Here is a 14,519-nt window from a genome sequence, read left to right as displayed (position 1 = left end):
ATGCTGTCCGTCGCCAACATCGACCTCTTTTACGGCGCCGCCCAGGCGCTCCGCTCCGTCTCCGTCGAAGCCCACCGAGGCGAGATCACCTGCGTGCTCGGCCGCAACGGGGTCGGCAAGACCTCCCTGCTTCGCGCCATCACGGGCCACCGCCCCATCGCCCGGGGCTCGATCACCTGGGAGGGCCAGGATCTCGGCCGCAGCGCCCCCTACGACCGCGCCCGCCGCGGCATCGCCTTCGTGCCCCAGGGCCGCGAGATCTTCCCGCTCCTGACCGTGAGGGAGAATCTCGAGACCGGCTTCGCCTGCCTGCCCCGATCAGAGCGTTACGTCCCGGACGAGATCTACGACCTCTTCCCCGTCCTCAAGGACATGCTCGGCCGCCGCGGCGGCGACCTCTCCGGCGGCCAGCAGCAGCAGCTCGCCATCGGCCGGGCCCTGGTCACCCGCCCCCGCCTGCTCGTCCTCGACGAACCGACCGAGGGCATCCAGCCCTCGATCATCAAGGACATCGGCAAGGCCCTGGAATATCTCCGCTCCAAGGGCTCGATGGCGATCCTGCTCGTCGAACAGTACTTCGACTTCGCCAAGGAACTCGCCGACCGCTACGCCGTCCTCGACCGCGGCGAGGTCGTCATCGCCGGCACCAAGGCCGAAGTCGACCCCGAGGCGGTGAGGCGCAAGATTGCGGTGTGAGGGCCACCGCCCCGGGCGGGCCATTGCTGCGCAGCCCCGCGGTCCTACCCCGCGAAGGCCACGCCGAGCTGGGTCTCCCTGTGCCAGACGACCTGGACCGGACGCCTGAACAGCTTGCAGGTCAGCTCGAAGGTCCTCGGCATCAGCATCAGCCTGTCGAGCTGCAGCAGGGCGCCGCCCTCCGACAGGTTGCGGATGGTCAGGTCTATGGTGGAAAAGCCGCCGTTCATGACGGCGCGGGCGGCAATATAGGTCTTGCGGCGGGGACTGGTCCGTCTGTTCGACGGGCCCATTTCTTGGACCTCGGTCATCGTCGTCTCCAAGGCACCGTCCTGGTACCGGACATGACGCTGCGTCAGATCCGCTAAACGCGACCGAACGATTTCCCTAAAATTGTATAGAGCGCCGGGCGCTCACGGGCTCGTGATCGCGCCCCTTCGCAATCCCCGCGAACGCGCGCGGCCGTCAGAGAAACGCGACACCGACCGACCCCTGCTTGCGCCATGTCACCCGCGCGCGCTGGACCGTCCCGTCGCAGCGCAGCTCGAACACCGACGGCAGCGGCGTGAACCCGCCGAACTCGATCCGCGCCCCGGAGGTCGAAAGATTGCGCAGGACACCTTCGAAGCTCGAATGCCCGCTGTTGAACACGGCCTTCGCCTTGAGGAGAGTGCGGTGGCGAAGGTCCCGGCGGCGGTCGGAGGCGGTGACGGGAGACGTGGTGTCCATGACAGGCTCGGCTTTACTGACTGGCATTAGGGAACAGTTTACCCCGTCCGCCCCGTGACTGCAGCCAATCGAGATGGACGATCTGTCCGTAACGTTAAGCCGGACGGCGGCGCCGCGCTCTGCCCCGCCCCGGGCGCCCGCGGCAACTCAGTCGAACGCCACGCCCAACCGGTTTTCGTCGCGCCAGACCACGCGAACCCAGCGCTTGATGTTGTCGTAACGGAGTTCGAACCGGATCGGCAGCAATGTCGGACGGGCCAGCTCCAGCTTGGCGCCCGTCACCGAGAGGTTTCGGATCGTCGCGTCGAAGGTCGAATATCCATTGTTGAGGACCGCCAACGCGCGCAGGAGCGTTCGCCGGCGAAACCCGTCGCGTCGCTCGTCCTGTAGATGACCATCCAGATCAGCGTAAGACATGCCCAGACTCCGTTATCAAAATCTGCTTAATATTATCAGAGTTGCACCCGGAGACGAGCACATGCTCTCTATTATACTAGTAGAACGATTGACATGATTAATCTGAATACGTTAAGCCCTCCGCCCCTCGATCTCCGCCCGCAGCTCGCGGAGAAAGGGGATGCCGGCATACTGGTCCGGCTGCACGCGATCCCAGTCGACGCCGAGCGGCTGGCGGTGGGTCGTGCGCGTCTCGATCAGCGCGTCGGGCGTGGCGACGTAGTGGAGCGCGCTGTCGTGCGCCTGCATGATCAGCCGCTCGCGATCCACCACCTGCAGCCCATGGACCGTGGTGGCGATCGGCGTGGATGGCCTGACCAGGCCGAGTTCGCGGAAGATCCCGAGTTCCAGGTCGGCGAAGCCGCCGCCCTTGCCCGTCCGCCCGCCCTCGCGCGTGACCGCCACGGAGCCGACCACCACGAAGTCCATCGGCCGCATGTCCTGGAAGCGGACCGGCTCGCCCTCCTCGACGAAGACCTCCGAGCGCGCCGCGTCGGCGAAGGGGATGCGGCGCCTGGCCAGCGCCTCCGGGTCGAGCAGCACGAAGGGGAACGGCTTCACCAGCTCCGGCACGGGCGCGTAAAGGAGCTTGCCCTCTTCCAGCGCCCGCCGGCGCACCGGAATCTGCGGCGGATCCGGGTTGCACTTGACGATCCGCGCCGCCCGCCATTCGGCCGTCGCCGCCAGCCGCGCGGCCGCCGCCTCCGCGCCGACGAAGTCCGGGATCCGGCTCCACACCGGCCCGACCCCCGCGCCGATCGTCTCCAGCGCCGACCAGATCTCCCGCCGGAGCGCGTCCTTCTCCCCGTTGCGCCCCTGCCAGCGCTCGACACCCTCCGCCACGGCGGTCACTCCGCGATGACGCTGACATGGGCGGCGACCACGCGCCAGCCTTCCGGGAAGCGCACCCAGGTCTGCATCTGTCGGCCGACCTTGCCGGGCGCGCTGTCCCGCCGGAAGAGCGTCGACGCGGTGGCGAAGTCCCGCCCGTAGGTGGTGATGACCGTCCGCTCCAGGGTCCGCGCGAGCCCCGCCGGCGACCGCCCGGCCCGGAAGGCCGCGATCTCGGCGAACCCGTAGAGGTTCTCGCCGCCCCCATAGCGGATCGTCTGCGGGGCGTCCCAGAACAGAGCCCCGAGGGTCTCGACGTCGTTGGTGACCAAGGCCGTCTCGTAGGCGTCGAAGGCGGCCTGGACCTCCGCCATCACGTCGGGATCGTTCACCTCCATCAGGCCATCACCTCCGCAACGATGCTCTTCGCCACGCCCATGCCCTCCAGCGCCGCGCTGACCCGAAGCGCCAGGTCCTCCCGCCAGGGCGCCGCGACGATCTGCACCCCGATCGGCAGAGCGGCTCCGTCGAGCCAGATCGGCACGGTCGCGACCGGCAGGCCGATGCAGGAGAGCGGCTGCGTGAAGATGCCCATGTTGGGCCGGAGCATCATCTCGACCCCGTCGAGCACGAGGGTCTTCTGGTCCTGGGTCGGGGCGAAACAGGGCGTCGCCGGCGCGATCAGGATGTCGTGGTCGGCGAAGACCTCGGCGGCCCGGTCCTTGAACCAGCGTCGGACCTTCTGCGCCTTGATGACCCAGGCGGCCGGGATCATGGCGCCGGCGATGAAGCGGTCGCGCGTGTCGGGATCGAAGTCCTGCGGCCGCGAGCGGACGCGGTCGAGATGCAGCGCCGCCCCCTCTGCCGCCGCGATCACGAAGGCCGCCGCCCGGGCCCGCGCGGCTTCGGGCAGGACGACCTCGCGCGTGGCGCCGAGCGCACGGGCGACAACGTCGACGGCCGCGAAGGCCTCCGGGTGTCCGTTGCGCTTGAAGTGGTCGCCCAGGATGCCGAACCGCAGCCCGTCGAGCGCCTTGCCGAGCTCGGGCATCGTGGGCGTGACCGGCCGGCGGGCCAGATGCGGATCGAGCGGATCCGGCCCTTGGCAGATGTCGAAGGCGAGCGCCAGATCGGCCGTGGACCGCGCCATGGGCCCGAGATGGTCGAAGCTCGCCACGAACGGGAAGGTCCCGGCACGGCTGAGGCGCCCGTAGGTCGGCTTCAGGCCGAAAAGGCCGCAGAAGCTCGAAGGCACTCGGATCGAGCCGTTCGTGTCGGACCCGAGCGCCAGAGGGACCATGCCGGACGCGACCGCCCCGCCCGATCCGCCCGACGACCCGCCCGTCATCCGGCGCGTGTCGTGCGGATTGCGGGCATTGCCGTCGTGAGCATTTTGCCCCGTGAAGTCATAGGCATATTCGCCCATGTTCAAGCCGCCGAGCAACACCGCCCCCGCGGCGTCGAGCCGGGCGACCAGGGTCGCGTCGTGAACGGCCGGCGTCCGCTCCCGGTTGATCTTCGAGCCGGCACGCGTCGGAAGCCCCTCGATGTCGAAGAGATTCTTGACGGCGAACGGCACGCCTGCAAGCGGCGGCAGGGCCTCGCCCCGCGCCCGGGCCGCGTCGACGGCTTCCGCCTTGGCGAGGGCGCGTTCGGCGGTCACGTCCGTGAAGGCGTTGAGGACCGGATTCATGGCCGCGATGCGGTCGAGGGCCGTCCTGGCGATGTCCGAGGCACTGGCGGTGCCGGAGCGGACGGCGTCGGCGATCTCGGTTGCGGTTCCCAGGGAGGGATCGAACAGCAGGCTCATGCCTCGAACACTCCCGCCGGCTCGATGTCGTCCGGCAGGTCGAAGCCCATGACCATCTCGGCCGCCTTCGCGATCGCGGTCATGTGGCCGATGACGACCGGCCGCCACGCCTCCTCGATGGTGAGACCCATCATGGTCTCCATGTGGGCGACATGCGCCGTGGGGTCGAAAGCCGCATCCTTCATGGGTTCACCCGATCGCTTGCTTCAGGCTGTTGAAATCGGTCGTCCAGCCGACGATCGCCCCCTGCGCCCGGATCATCGCCAGCGTGGCCGCCTTGAACTCCGGAAAGTAGCTCTCCGTCGCGTCCTCGACCAGCAGGCACTCGTAGCCCCTGTCGTTCGCCTCGCGCATGGTGGTCTGCACGCAGACCTCGGTGGTCACGCCGGCGAAGACGAGATGCGTGATGCCCTTCAGGCGCAGGATCTCGCCGAGCGCGGTTGCGTAGAAGGCGCCCTTGCCCGGCTTGTCGAGCACGATCTCCCCCGGCAGTGGCGCCAGCGCGGCCAGGATGTCGTTGCCCGGCTCGCCGCGCACCAGGATGCGCCCCATCGGCCCCTCGTCCCCGATCCGGAGCGCCGGCGCACCGCGGTTGCGCTTGGCCGGCGGGCAGTCGGCGAGGTCGGCGGAATGCGATTCGCGGGTATGGATGATCGGCCAGCCCTTGGCGCGGAAGAGATCGAGGAGCGCCCGCACCGTCGGCACGATCGCGGCGAGCAGCGAGACGTCGTTGCCGAGCGTCTCCCCGAAGCCGCCGGGCTCGACGAAGTCGCGCTGCATGTCGATCACCACGAGCGCCGTGCGCCCGGGCGGGAGCTCGTACGGGAACGGCTCGGCCGGCACGACGAACACGGGAAGCCCTCCTTCAGGCCGGGGAAAGCCGGGACCCTCGGCCATCAGTGATGTCCCGCCATGGCGTGCCCGATGGTCTGCCGGTCGGTCTCCCCGATCGGCGCCACATAGGTGATCCGGCCCTCCGACATGACGGCCACCCGGTCGGCGAGTTCGAGGATCTCGTCGAGGTCCTCGGAGACGAGCAGCACCGCCGCCCCGCGGTTGCGCTGGTCCATGATCTGCGATCGGATCTCCGCCACGGACGCGAAATCGAGGCCGAAGCACGGGTTGGCGACGATCAGCACCTCCACGTCGCCGGACAATTCGCGCGCCAGCACCGCCCGCTGGACGTTGCCGCCCGAAAGGTTCTCGATCGGCGTCTCGGTCGAGGGCGTCTTCACCCGGTAGCGCGCGATCAGCTCGCGCGCCATCGCCTTCATGGGCTTCGGCGAAAGCCACCAGCCGGCCTTCGAGATCGGCGCCTTGTCGAAGGAGCGCAGCGCCATGTTCTCGGCCACCGACATGCGCGGCACGGCGGCGTTCCGCAGCGGTTCCTCCTGCAGCGAGAAGACCTTGAGCTTCGCCATCGAGTCCCGGACCGGCTCGAAGGGCTGGCCGTGGATCAGGATCCGCCCGTCGTCGAGCCCCCGCTGGCCGGACAGGACCTCGACCAGCTCCGACTGGCCGTTGCCCGACACCCCGGCGATGCCGACGATCTCGCCGGACTTGACCTTGAGGTCGATCGACTCGATCGCCGGAAGCCCGTCGTCGTCGGAGGCGAAGAGCGCGGCGAGTTCCAGCACCGTCGGCGCCGACGCGGTCGTGGTCCGCTCGGCCCGTTCCCGGATCTGCGTGTCGCCGATCATCATGCGGGCCATGTCGTCGCGCGTCAGGTCCCTCACCCGGCCGCCGCCGACCCGCCGGCCGCGCCGGAGCACGGTCACCTCGTCCGCATAGGCCGTCACCTCGCGGAACTTGTGGGAGATCATCAGGATGGTGAGGTCGCCGGCCTCCACCATCCCGCGCAGCAGACCCAGCATCTCGTCGGCCTCGCCGGGGGTCAGCACCGATGTCGGCTCGTCGAGGATGAGGAAGCGGCGGTCGAGATAGAGCTGCTTCAGGATCTCCAGCTTCTGCTTCTCGCCGGCCGCCAGCGAGGCCGCCGGCGTTCGCAGCGGGACCTTGAACGGCATCCGCTCCAGGAACGCCTCGAGCGCGTCGATCTCCCGGTCCCAGTCGATCACCGCCGGGCAGTCGGGACGCGAGACGATCAGGTTCTCGGCCGCCGTCAGGGACGGCACGAGGGTGAAGTGCTGGTAGACCATGCCGAGCTTGAGCTGCATGGCATCGCGCGGGTTGCGGACCGTGACCTCGTGACCGTCCACGATCATCGAGCCCTTGGTCGGCTGGTAGAAGCCCATCATGCACTTGACGAGCGTCGACTTGCCGGCGCCGTTCTCGCCGAGAAGGGCGTGCAGCGTGCCCGGCCGGACGGTCAGCGACACGTCCTCGAGCGCCACCAGCGAGCCGAACACCTTGGTCATGCCGATCGTCTCGACCCCGACCGCGTGGGCCGGCTTCACCTCGGTCATGGCGGACCTCCCGTCCTCTGCGCGATGACGGCCACCGGGCAGCCTCCGTCGGGTCCCTGGTGCTCGGCGCCGCCGGAGACGAAGATCTCCGCATGTCCCGTGAGCGCCGCGAGCGCGCCGGCCACGAAGGCGCGGGCGTGCCGGGTCGACGAGATGTCGCTGTCGTCGAGCATGGTGTGCCGGTAGCCGCGCAGCCGGTTCGCGCTGCCGGCCTCGGCCTTGGCGAGGAGCGCGACGAGCCGGTCCCGCCCCGCTCCGGCGAGCTGGCGCTCCGCCGGCAGTCCCAGCCGCAGCATGGCCTCGCGCACGGGCTCCACGTCGATCTGGTCGGCCATGACGGCGTGGTCGATGGCGAGCGGCCCCGCCCAGCCGCGCCCCATCCCGAGCACCACGATCTCGTGGTTCAGGAGCTCGACCCCGCCCGACGTGCTCGCCCGCCCGGACCACAGGCGGACGTCCCGCCCAATCCCCGCATCCGACACGCTGTCAATGTCGACCTCCTGGAGCGCGACCGCCACTCCGAGCGCCGCGGCCCCGCGCGACAGTCCCATGGACTTCAACGTGTCGCGCGTCGCCACCGTGGCGCCGCGCGCTTCCGCCGCCGCGATCCGGTCCGCCGTCAGGAGCGGGCACTTGACCTGCACGAAATGGACGTCCTCCGGCCCGTCGAGCCCGGCGTCCGCCATGGCGGCCCGTACCGCCGCCGCGACCATGCGGACCTGCCCCCTGCGACCGAGGTCCTCGCTCGCCAGTGGCGCCGTGTGGGCCGAGCCGATCGCCAGCGCCGGCCCGGACGCGGCCCCCGCTCCGGCCGGCCGCCGCTCCAGGACCAGCACGTGCGGCGCCAGCGCGCCCTCCGTCCCGCCGGACATCACCAGCGAGAGCTTCGACAGGGCCTCGGGCGGCAGGAAGCGCGCGAGCGCGTCCGTGTAGGCCCTGACCGCGAAGGCGCGGGTGAAGTCGTTGACACAACCGTTGCCTTCGGTCTTGCCGATCACCGCCACGATCCCGGCCGGGTCGATCCGCCCCGCCCCGATCGCGGCGAGGAGGCCCGACACGTCGTCCGGACCCGCCGCGGACAGGCGGTGCACGAAGGCCTGGCGAAGGGTCACCGGAGCCCCTCCAGGAAGCTGCGGCTGTCCGCCACCGACCCGAAGACGCCGCCCTGCATCTTGATCATCTCGATGGCGGCGAGGTGGTTCTCGAGCCTGGTGGCGCCGCAGCAGTCGGTCAGCAGCAGGCACTCGAAGCCGCGGTCGTTCGCCTCCCGCATGGTCGTGTGCACGCAGACGTCCGTGGTGATCCCCGTCAGCACGATGTTTCGGATGCCGCGGATTCTCAGCACGAGCTCCAGGTCGGTGGCGCAGAAGGACCCCTTGCCCGGCTTGTCGATGATCGTCTCGCCCGGCAGCGGCGCCAGCTCCGGGATGATCTCCCAGCCTGGCTCGCCGCGGATCAGGATCCTGCCGGCCGGCCCCTGGTCGCCGATCCCCGCCCCGATCCGCTGCGACCGCCAGCGCTTGTTGGCCGGCAGGTCCGAGAGGTCCGGCCGGTGTCCCTCGCGCGTGTGGATGATCCAGTAGCCCGCCGCCCGCATGGCCTCGAGCACGTTGGCGATCGGCTCGATCGGCGCCCGCGTCAGCGTGATGTCGTAGCCCATGGAATCGACGTAGCCGCCGACGCCGCAGAAGTCGGTCTGCATGTCGATGACGACGAGCGCCGTGTTCTGCGGACGGAGGTCGCCGTCGAAGGGCCAGGGATAGGGGTCGGAGGCGATCGTCCGGCCGTCCGGCACGAAGGCGGCGGCGACGCGTTCGTCGAGCGTGGTCATGGCTTCACTCCGCCGCCTCGGCGCGCCTGTCCCCGTAGAGCCGCGTCGGCGCCGGGAAGCCGCAGCTCGTGCCGTCCTTGTGGACGACCTGGTCCTCCCAGGGCAGGCGATAGCGGCCCGCCACCATGTCGGTCATGAAGGTGTAGGGACAGTCCTGCGCCCCGCCCTTCACGGCCACGTAGCCGCGATGGCCGAGCTGGTAGATGTTGTTCTCCACCCCCCAGTGGATGCGCGCCTCGCGGACGAGATCGGGCCTCACCTCCGCGGTGATGATTTCGTTCGGCCGGCCCGTCGTCCCGTGCGCCAGGATGGTCCCGTCGAAGTTGACGATCATGCCCTCCCCCATGGAATCGAACATGCCGTCGGAGCCGCACATGCACACGTTGGCGGTGACCATCAGGTTCTGGAAGCTGTTCGCCTGGTTGGTGAAGCGCCAGGCCTCCCGGATCGGGGCCGTGTAGCCGGCCGTCCGGATCATGATCTCCGCGCCCTTGTAGGCGCATTCCCGCGCCATCTCGGGGAACATCCCGTCGTGGCAAATGATGAGCGCGATCCTGGCGCCCTTCGGCCCCTCGATGACCGGAATCCCGAGGTCGCCCGGCTCCCAGGGCTCCACCGGGATCCAGGGATGGAGCTTGCGGTAATAGAGCCGGATCTCGCCCTGGTCGTCGATGATGAGCCCTGAATTGTACGGGTTGCCGTTCGGGTTGTACTCCATGATGGAGAAGCAGCCCCAGATCCGGTGCGCCACGCAGGCCGCCTTGAAGGCCGCCACCTCCGGCCCGTCCAGGCGACACATGATCTCCGGGTTCGTGTCCATCGACAGCCCGTGCAGCGCGTATTCGGGGAACACCACCAGGTCCATGCCGGGCAGGTTCGCCCGCGCCTTCGCCACCATGGCGACGATCCGGTCCGTCTGCCGGGCGAGGTCGACCCGGGTCGCCACCACGGGCAACTGGAGCTGCACGAGCCCGATCACCACGCCGTTGGGCGACTTGTTGAGACCGCCGAGACCGTTCATGCCCATCTCCCGTCCGCTCCCTAGGTCGAAGATCGCCCGCCCGGCCCCGTCACTTCATCAAGGACAGCTCGCCCGGCGCGCCCCGGAGGGAGCGCTTCGGCGAGATCGACGCGATCATGATGAGGAGCGTCAGGATGTAGGGGGCGGCGTTGAAGAAGTGGTAGCCCTGGCTGATGCCGACCGACTGCAGCGCCGGCCCGATCGCCCCCGCCCCGCCGAACAGCACCGCCGCCGCGAAGCAGGCGAGCGGGTTCCAGCGCGCGAAGATGACCAGCGCCACCGCCATGAGACCCTGGCCCGACGACAGGCCCTCGTTCCACGAGCCCGGGTAGTAGAGCGACAGGAACGCTCCGCCGACGCCGGCCAGGAAGCCGCCCGCCGTCGTCGCCAGGAAGCGCACGAGGTCGACCGAATAGCCCATCGCCCGCGCGGTGGCGGAGCTGTCGCCGGTCATCCGCACGATCAGCCCCCAGCGCGTGTTGCGGAACGCCCACCAGAGCAGGATCGCGATGACGAGGCCGACAAAGAACAGGGGGTTGATCTGCAGCGCCACCTTCACCTGCGGCACGTCCGACCAGAATCCGAGGTCGACCGAGGGCAGCCGCGGCGCGGTCGGCTGGATGTAGGGCTTGCCGAAGAAGAAGGCGAGGCCGGTGCCGAACAGCATCATGGCGATGCCGATCGCCACGTCGTTGACCCGCGGCAGCTTGCAGACGAAGCCGTGGAAGGCCCCGAACAGCGAACCCGCGACCCCGGCGGCGAGCACGCCGACCCAGGGGCTGCCCGAATGATACGAGATCGCGTAGGCGGTCATCGCGCCGAAGACCAGCGTGCCTTCCAGGCCCAGGTTGATGCGCCCCGACTTCTCGGTCAGGCATTCGCCGAGCGAGACGAACAGGAACGGGGTGGAGACCCGGATGGCGCCGGCGACGATCGCCAGGAGGACGGTGAAGAGCGCGTCGTTCATCCGCGGGCCTCCGGGTCGAAGATCCTGAACCGGCCGTAGAGCGTCTCGGAGACGAGCAGCACCACGAAGATCAGCCCTTGAAGGACCAGCACGGTGGCGTCCGGCAGGCCCATGCGCCGCTGGATCAGCCCGCCCGCTGCCGCGAGGCCGCCGAACAGCACGGCGACCGGCGGGATGGCGAGCGGATTGTGGCGCGCCAGGAAGGAGACCAGGATGCCGGTGAAGCCGTAGCCGGCGATCAGCGATCCGTTGGCCTTGCCCAGGATCGCGGCCACCTCGAAATAGCCCGCGACGCCCGCGCAGGCCCCCGCGATCATGGCCGAGACCACCATCAGCCGCCCGACCGGCAGCCCCTGCGCCCGCGCCGCCCGCACGTTGCCGCCGGTGACCCGCGCCGCGAAGCCGAAGGTGGTGCGCGTCATGAGGACATGCAGGCCGATCGCGATCGCCACGCCGAAGACGAGGCCCCAATGCACGCCGAGCCCGGGGATCTGGCCGACCATGTTGTCCGCCCCGATCGGGGCCGTGGACGGCTTGTTCGGGTCGGAGGGGTCGCGCAGCGCGCCCTCGACGAAGAAGTTCAGGATCGACACCGCGATGTAGAACATGAGCAGCGAGGCGATCGTCTCGTTGATGCCCCGGTAGTGCCGAAGCGCGCCGACCGCTCCGATCCACAGCGCGCCCGTGACCGCGGCGGTCAGGAACATCACCGGCATGACCACGAAGGCCGGCGCCCAGGAGAGCAGCGGCAGCGCCACGACCGCCGCCATGAAGCCGGAGAGGACGAGCGCCCCCTCCCCGCCGATGACCACGAGGCCGAGCCGGGCCGGGATCGCCACGCAGAGCGCCGTCAGGATCAGTGGGGCGGTCCGGACCAGCGTGTTCTGCCAGGAGAACTCCGTCCCGAAGCCGCCGCGCCAGAGGAGCTCGAAGAAGGTCTGCGGCGACTTGCCGAGCGCCAGCAGGAAGAGCGAGAAGAGCACCGCCGAGACGACGAGCGCGAACAGCGGGATGACGACGTATTCGGCCGACCGGCGGACGCCGGCCAGCCACTCGGCGAGGCCCGAGGGCGCGGAGAGCGAAGGGGATCGGGCGGTCTCTGTCACGTCGTCTCCTCGGCCGGGAATGCGGCAGGGGCCCGCCGGGCGGATGGGGGCAGCACGGGCGCGGCCGGGCCGGCCGCACCCGTGAGGGATCTCGACGTCAGGTGATCGACCCGATGATGCCTTCCACGAGGTAGTTGGTCGTCTCCAGGAAGCCGTCGTAGTTGTCGATCGACTTGCCAGCCGGAACGACCTCCTTGCCCTTGTTGTCCTTGAGCGCGCCGGTCACGTAGGGCTTGTTCGCCTTGAGGTCGGCGATCGCGGCGGCGGCGGCCTTCTTGGCCTCCTCGGTCGCGCCCGCGCCGAAGGCGGTGTTCTGCACGTAGTCCTTGTCGTAGCCGCCGCGCTCGAAGTTCGGCAGCTTGCTGCCCTTGGCGAGCAGGTCCGCGAAGTTCTTGTAGATCGTCTCCCACTTGTACTCGGCGCCCGTGATAAAGCCCTTCGGCGCCAGCGAGGCCTGGGAGGCGTTGTGGCCGCAGCACTTGATGCCGCGCTTCTCGGCGGTCTCGATGACGACCTTCGGGCTGTCCACATGGCAGGTCAGCACGTCGCAGCCCGCGTCCGCGAGCGCGTTGGCGGCCTCGGCCTCGCGCACCGGCAGCGCCCAGTCGCCCGTGAAGATGAGCTGCACGGTCGCGTTCGGGTTCACCTTGCGGGCGCCCATCGCGAAGGCGTTGATGTTGGTCAGCACGGAGCTGATCGGCTTGGCGGCGATGAAGCCGAGCTTGTTCGACTTGGTCGACAGGCCCGCCGCGATGCCGTCGATGTAGTGCGCCTGGTGCAGGTAGGCGTAGTAGGACCCGGCGTTCTTCGGGTGCTTGTCGGCCTGCCACAGGCCGATGGCGTGCCGGAACTCCACGTCCGGGTACTTCTTGGCCATCTCCAGCATGTGCGGATCGAAATAGCCGAAGGAGGTGGCGAAGATCAGCTTCGCCCCATCGAGCTTGATCATCGACTCCATGGTCTTCTGGACCGCGATCGTCTCGGGGACGTTCTCCTCCTCGACGACCGTGACGCCCGGCACCGCCTTCAGCGCCTTGGCGGCGACCGCGTGGGCCTGATTCCAGCCGAAGTCGTCGCGCGGGCCGACATAGATGATGCCCATCGTCAGGCCGGCCGCGGCGGCCGGGTTGACGCCGAGGCCCGCCAGGGTGCCGGCGGCGCCGGCGGTCTGCAGGAGGCGGCGGCGGGTAATCATGAGATCGGACATGGATGCTCCCCTTCGTGGTGTCTGCGCTCCGGATTGCATGCAACCCCGCGCCGTTCCGCGAGGGGAAGACGCAATGCCCGTGCCAAGCCGGCCCGCACACGCCGGGTGGTCGCAGCCTCGCCACGCTGTCGCCAGCGAAGCCCGCGTAATCATTGGGTTCCCGGGCGCGCGGCGATACCGCCACGACGGATGGCTGGAAAACCGGGCGGGCGGGCGCCCGCGCAAGGTGTATGCAAGGTTGCCCAGCTTTCGAGGAAACGCTCACGAAATGGGCATATGCCCGTGCTTTGGCCGCCGATCACGACCCGTCGCCCGCGCGCCGGAAGGCGTAGGTGGCGTCGAGACGCTCGGTCAGATAGGCCGCCGCGGTCACGGGCGCGTAGCGCGGCGGGCTGCCCTCCGGGACCGTGCCGGGCAGCGCGGCGACGAGGGCGTCCGGGTTGGGGTCGAGGAAATAGGCGATCGAGTAGCGCTCCCGCCCGCTGGCGTTGACCACCCGGTGCGGGGTCGACACGTAGACGTCGTTGGTCCAGCGCATCAGGCAGTCGCCGATGTTGACCACGAAGGCACCGGGAACGGGCGGCGCATCGATCCAGCCGCCGTCGCGCCGCTTCACCTGCAGGCCGCCCACCGCGTCCGTCATGAGGAGCGTGATGTTGCCGTAGTCGGTGTGCTCGCCGGCCCCGATCTCGCCCGGCCCCGCCGACGCCGGCTGCGGCGGGTAGTGGAGCAGACGCAAGGTCGACAGCGGACGGTCGATCCGCGCGTCGAAGAAGTCGGGCGCGAGGCCGAGGTCCGTCGCGAAGGCCCGGTGCAGCCGCGCCCCGAGGGACTGGCAGGCCTCGAAGTAGGCGAGCAGGGTCGTCCGGAAGGCCGGATCCGCCGGCCAGCCGTTGAGCCCACGGAAGGGCCTGCCCGCCAGGATGTCCGGATGGTCCGGCGGAAGCTCGAGGCCGATGTTGAAGGCCTCCTTCAGGTCCGCCCCGCGCGTCGGGTCGAGCGACTCGCCCTTGAACGGCACATAGCCGCGGTTGTTGCCGATGCGATCGATGGCGATCCGGCGCTTCTCCGGCTCGGGGAGCGCGAAGAAGGCGTGGGCCTGGGCGAACGTGTCCGCGATCAGCCGGCCGGGAACGCCGTGCCCGGTCACGTAGAAGAAGCCGATGCTCCGGCAGGCGGCCCCCACCGCCTCGGCGACCCGCCGGAGGGCTCGGCCGTCCCCTTCGGCCAGGCCGGACAGGTCGATGACGGGAAGATTGTCTCCCATGGTAGAACTCCTGAGGGTGGGTGGCTCGGAACCGCGCAGGACGCCCAATGCTTGACCAGCGGTGCCTCGGGCTTGATCAATGTGCCCGCGGGAATAGCCTGTCGCCCGGGATTCGCGGGTTGGCCCTCGATTTGCGTAAGGTGCCGTAAGGGCACACTGAACGGAAGCGCGA

17 protein-coding genes are annotated in these 14,519 nt (G+C 69.6%); 1 reads left to right on the top strand and 16 read right to left on the bottom strand.

What is annotated here, in order from left to right:
- Complete coding sequence (gene urtE / locus WBG79_RS25460) at window positions 1-696, top strand: urea ABC transporter ATP-binding subunit UrtE (RefSeq protein ID WP_337360049.1); 696 nt, start codon at window positions 1-3, stop codon at window positions 694-696.
- Window positions 697-740: 44 nt separating this feature from the next.
- Here urtE and WBG79_RS25455 read toward each other — a convergent pair whose 3' ends face one another.
- The 16 genes from WBG79_RS25455 to WBG79_RS25380 all read right to left on the bottom strand — a co-directional run bounded on the left by WBG79_RS25455 (window position 741) and on the right by WBG79_RS25380 (window position 14,347).
- Window positions 741-1,007 (bottom strand): PilZ domain-containing protein, encoded by a 267-nt coding sequence (locus tag WBG79_RS25455; protein ID WP_337360048.1) that lies wholly within the window; start codon window positions 1,005-1,007, stop codon window positions 741-743.
- A gap of 154 nt (window positions 1,008-1,161) precedes the next feature.
- Window positions 1,162-1,425 (bottom strand): PilZ domain-containing protein, encoded by a 264-nt coding sequence (locus WBG79_RS25450; protein WP_337360047.1) that lies wholly within the window; start codon window positions 1,423-1,425, stop codon window positions 1,162-1,164.
- A 147-nt stretch (window positions 1,426-1,572) separates the two neighbouring features.
- Window positions 1,573-1,842 carry a PilZ domain-containing protein gene (locus WBG79_RS25445; protein WP_337360046.1) on the bottom strand — a complete coding sequence of 90 codons (270 nt, stop codon included), beginning with the start codon at window positions 1,840-1,842 and terminating at the stop codon, window positions 1,573-1,575.
- 111 nt (window positions 1,843-1,953) lie between these two features.
- Window positions 1,954-2,724: a 5-formyltetrahydrofolate cyclo-ligase gene (locus tag WBG79_RS25440; RefSeq protein ID WP_337360045.1), complete on the bottom strand. Its 771-nt coding sequence runs from the start codon at window positions 2,722-2,724 to the stop codon at window positions 1,954-1,956.
- A gap of 5 nt (window positions 2,725-2,729) precedes the next feature.
- The gene (gene hpxZ / locus WBG79_RS25435; protein ID WP_337360044.1) at window positions 2,730-3,110 is read right to left on the bottom strand and encodes an oxalurate catabolism protein HpxZ; all 381 of its coding nucleotides are present in this window, start codon (window positions 3,108-3,110) and stop codon (window positions 2,730-2,732) included.
- Complete coding sequence (locus tag WBG79_RS25430; RefSeq protein ID WP_337360043.1) at window positions 3,110-4,522, bottom strand: AtzE family amidohydrolase; 1,413 nt, start codon at window positions 4,520-4,522, stop codon at window positions 3,110-3,112. The genes hpxZ and WBG79_RS25430 overlap by 1 nt, the downstream gene beginning before the upstream one ends.
- Window positions 4,519-4,707 carry a DUF4089 domain-containing protein gene (locus WBG79_RS25425; RefSeq protein WP_337360042.1) on the bottom strand — a complete coding sequence of 63 codons (189 nt, stop codon included), beginning with the start codon at window positions 4,705-4,707 and terminating at the stop codon, window positions 4,519-4,521. The genes WBG79_RS25430 and WBG79_RS25425 overlap by 4 nt, the downstream gene beginning before the upstream one ends.
- A gap of 4 nt (window positions 4,708-4,711) precedes the next feature.
- Window positions 4,712-5,374 carry a cysteine hydrolase family protein gene (locus tag WBG79_RS25420; protein WP_337360041.1) on the bottom strand — a complete coding sequence of 221 codons (663 nt, stop codon included), beginning with the start codon at window positions 5,372-5,374 and terminating at the stop codon, window positions 4,712-4,714.
- Window positions 5,375-5,418: 44 nt separating this feature from the next.
- A complete protein-coding gene (locus WBG79_RS25415; protein ID WP_337360040.1) occupies window positions 5,419-6,948 on the bottom strand; it encodes an ABC transporter ATP-binding protein in 1,530 nt (509 codons plus the stop codon).
- Entirely contained in the window at window positions 6,945-8,060 is a 1,116-nt protein-coding gene (locus tag WBG79_RS25410; protein ID WP_337360039.1) for a ring-opening amidohydrolase, read from the bottom strand. Before WBG79_RS25410 ends, WBG79_RS25415 begins: the two co-directional genes overlap by 4 nt.
- Entirely contained in the window at window positions 8,057-8,743 is a 687-nt protein-coding gene (gene biuH, locus WBG79_RS25405) for a biuret amidohydrolase (protein WP_337360107.1), read from the bottom strand. Before biuH ends, WBG79_RS25410 begins: the two co-directional genes overlap by 4 nt.
- A gap of 40 nt (window positions 8,744-8,783) precedes the next feature.
- The gene (locus WBG79_RS25400) at window positions 8,784-9,800 is read right to left on the bottom strand and encodes a formamidase (protein WP_337360038.1); all 1,017 of its coding nucleotides are present in this window, start codon (window positions 9,798-9,800) and stop codon (window positions 8,784-8,786) included.
- A gap of 49 nt (window positions 9,801-9,849) precedes the next feature.
- Window positions 9,850-10,767, bottom strand: a complete 918-nt coding sequence (locus WBG79_RS25395; RefSeq protein WP_337360037.1) for an ABC transporter permease — start codon at window positions 10,765-10,767, stop codon at window positions 9,850-9,852.
- Entirely contained in the window at window positions 10,764-11,873 is a 1,110-nt protein-coding gene (locus WBG79_RS25390) for an ABC transporter permease (RefSeq protein ID WP_443147514.1), read from the bottom strand. The genes WBG79_RS25395 and WBG79_RS25390 overlap by 4 nt, the downstream gene beginning before the upstream one ends.
- A gap of 97 nt (window positions 11,874-11,970) precedes the next feature.
- Window positions 11,971-13,080: a BMP family ABC transporter substrate-binding protein gene (locus tag WBG79_RS25385; RefSeq protein WP_337360036.1), complete on the bottom strand. Its 1,110-nt coding sequence runs from the start codon at window positions 13,078-13,080 to the stop codon at window positions 11,971-11,973.
- Between the two features lie 298 nt (window positions 13,081-13,378).
- Window positions 13,379-14,347 carry an isopenicillin N synthase family dioxygenase gene (locus WBG79_RS25380; RefSeq protein ID WP_337360035.1) on the bottom strand — a complete coding sequence of 323 codons (969 nt, stop codon included), beginning with the start codon at window positions 14,345-14,347 and terminating at the stop codon, window positions 13,379-13,381.
- Between the last annotated feature and the right edge of the window lie 172 nt (window positions 14,348-14,519).

This window comes from Prosthecomicrobium sp. N25 (genome assembly GCF_037203705.1).
GTDB lineage: Bacteria > Pseudomonadota > Alphaproteobacteria > Rhizobiales > Ancalomicrobiaceae > Prosthecodimorpha.
The sequence above is the reverse complement of the archived record's forward strand: the minus strand, read 5'-3'. Positions and strand labels throughout refer to the sequence as shown.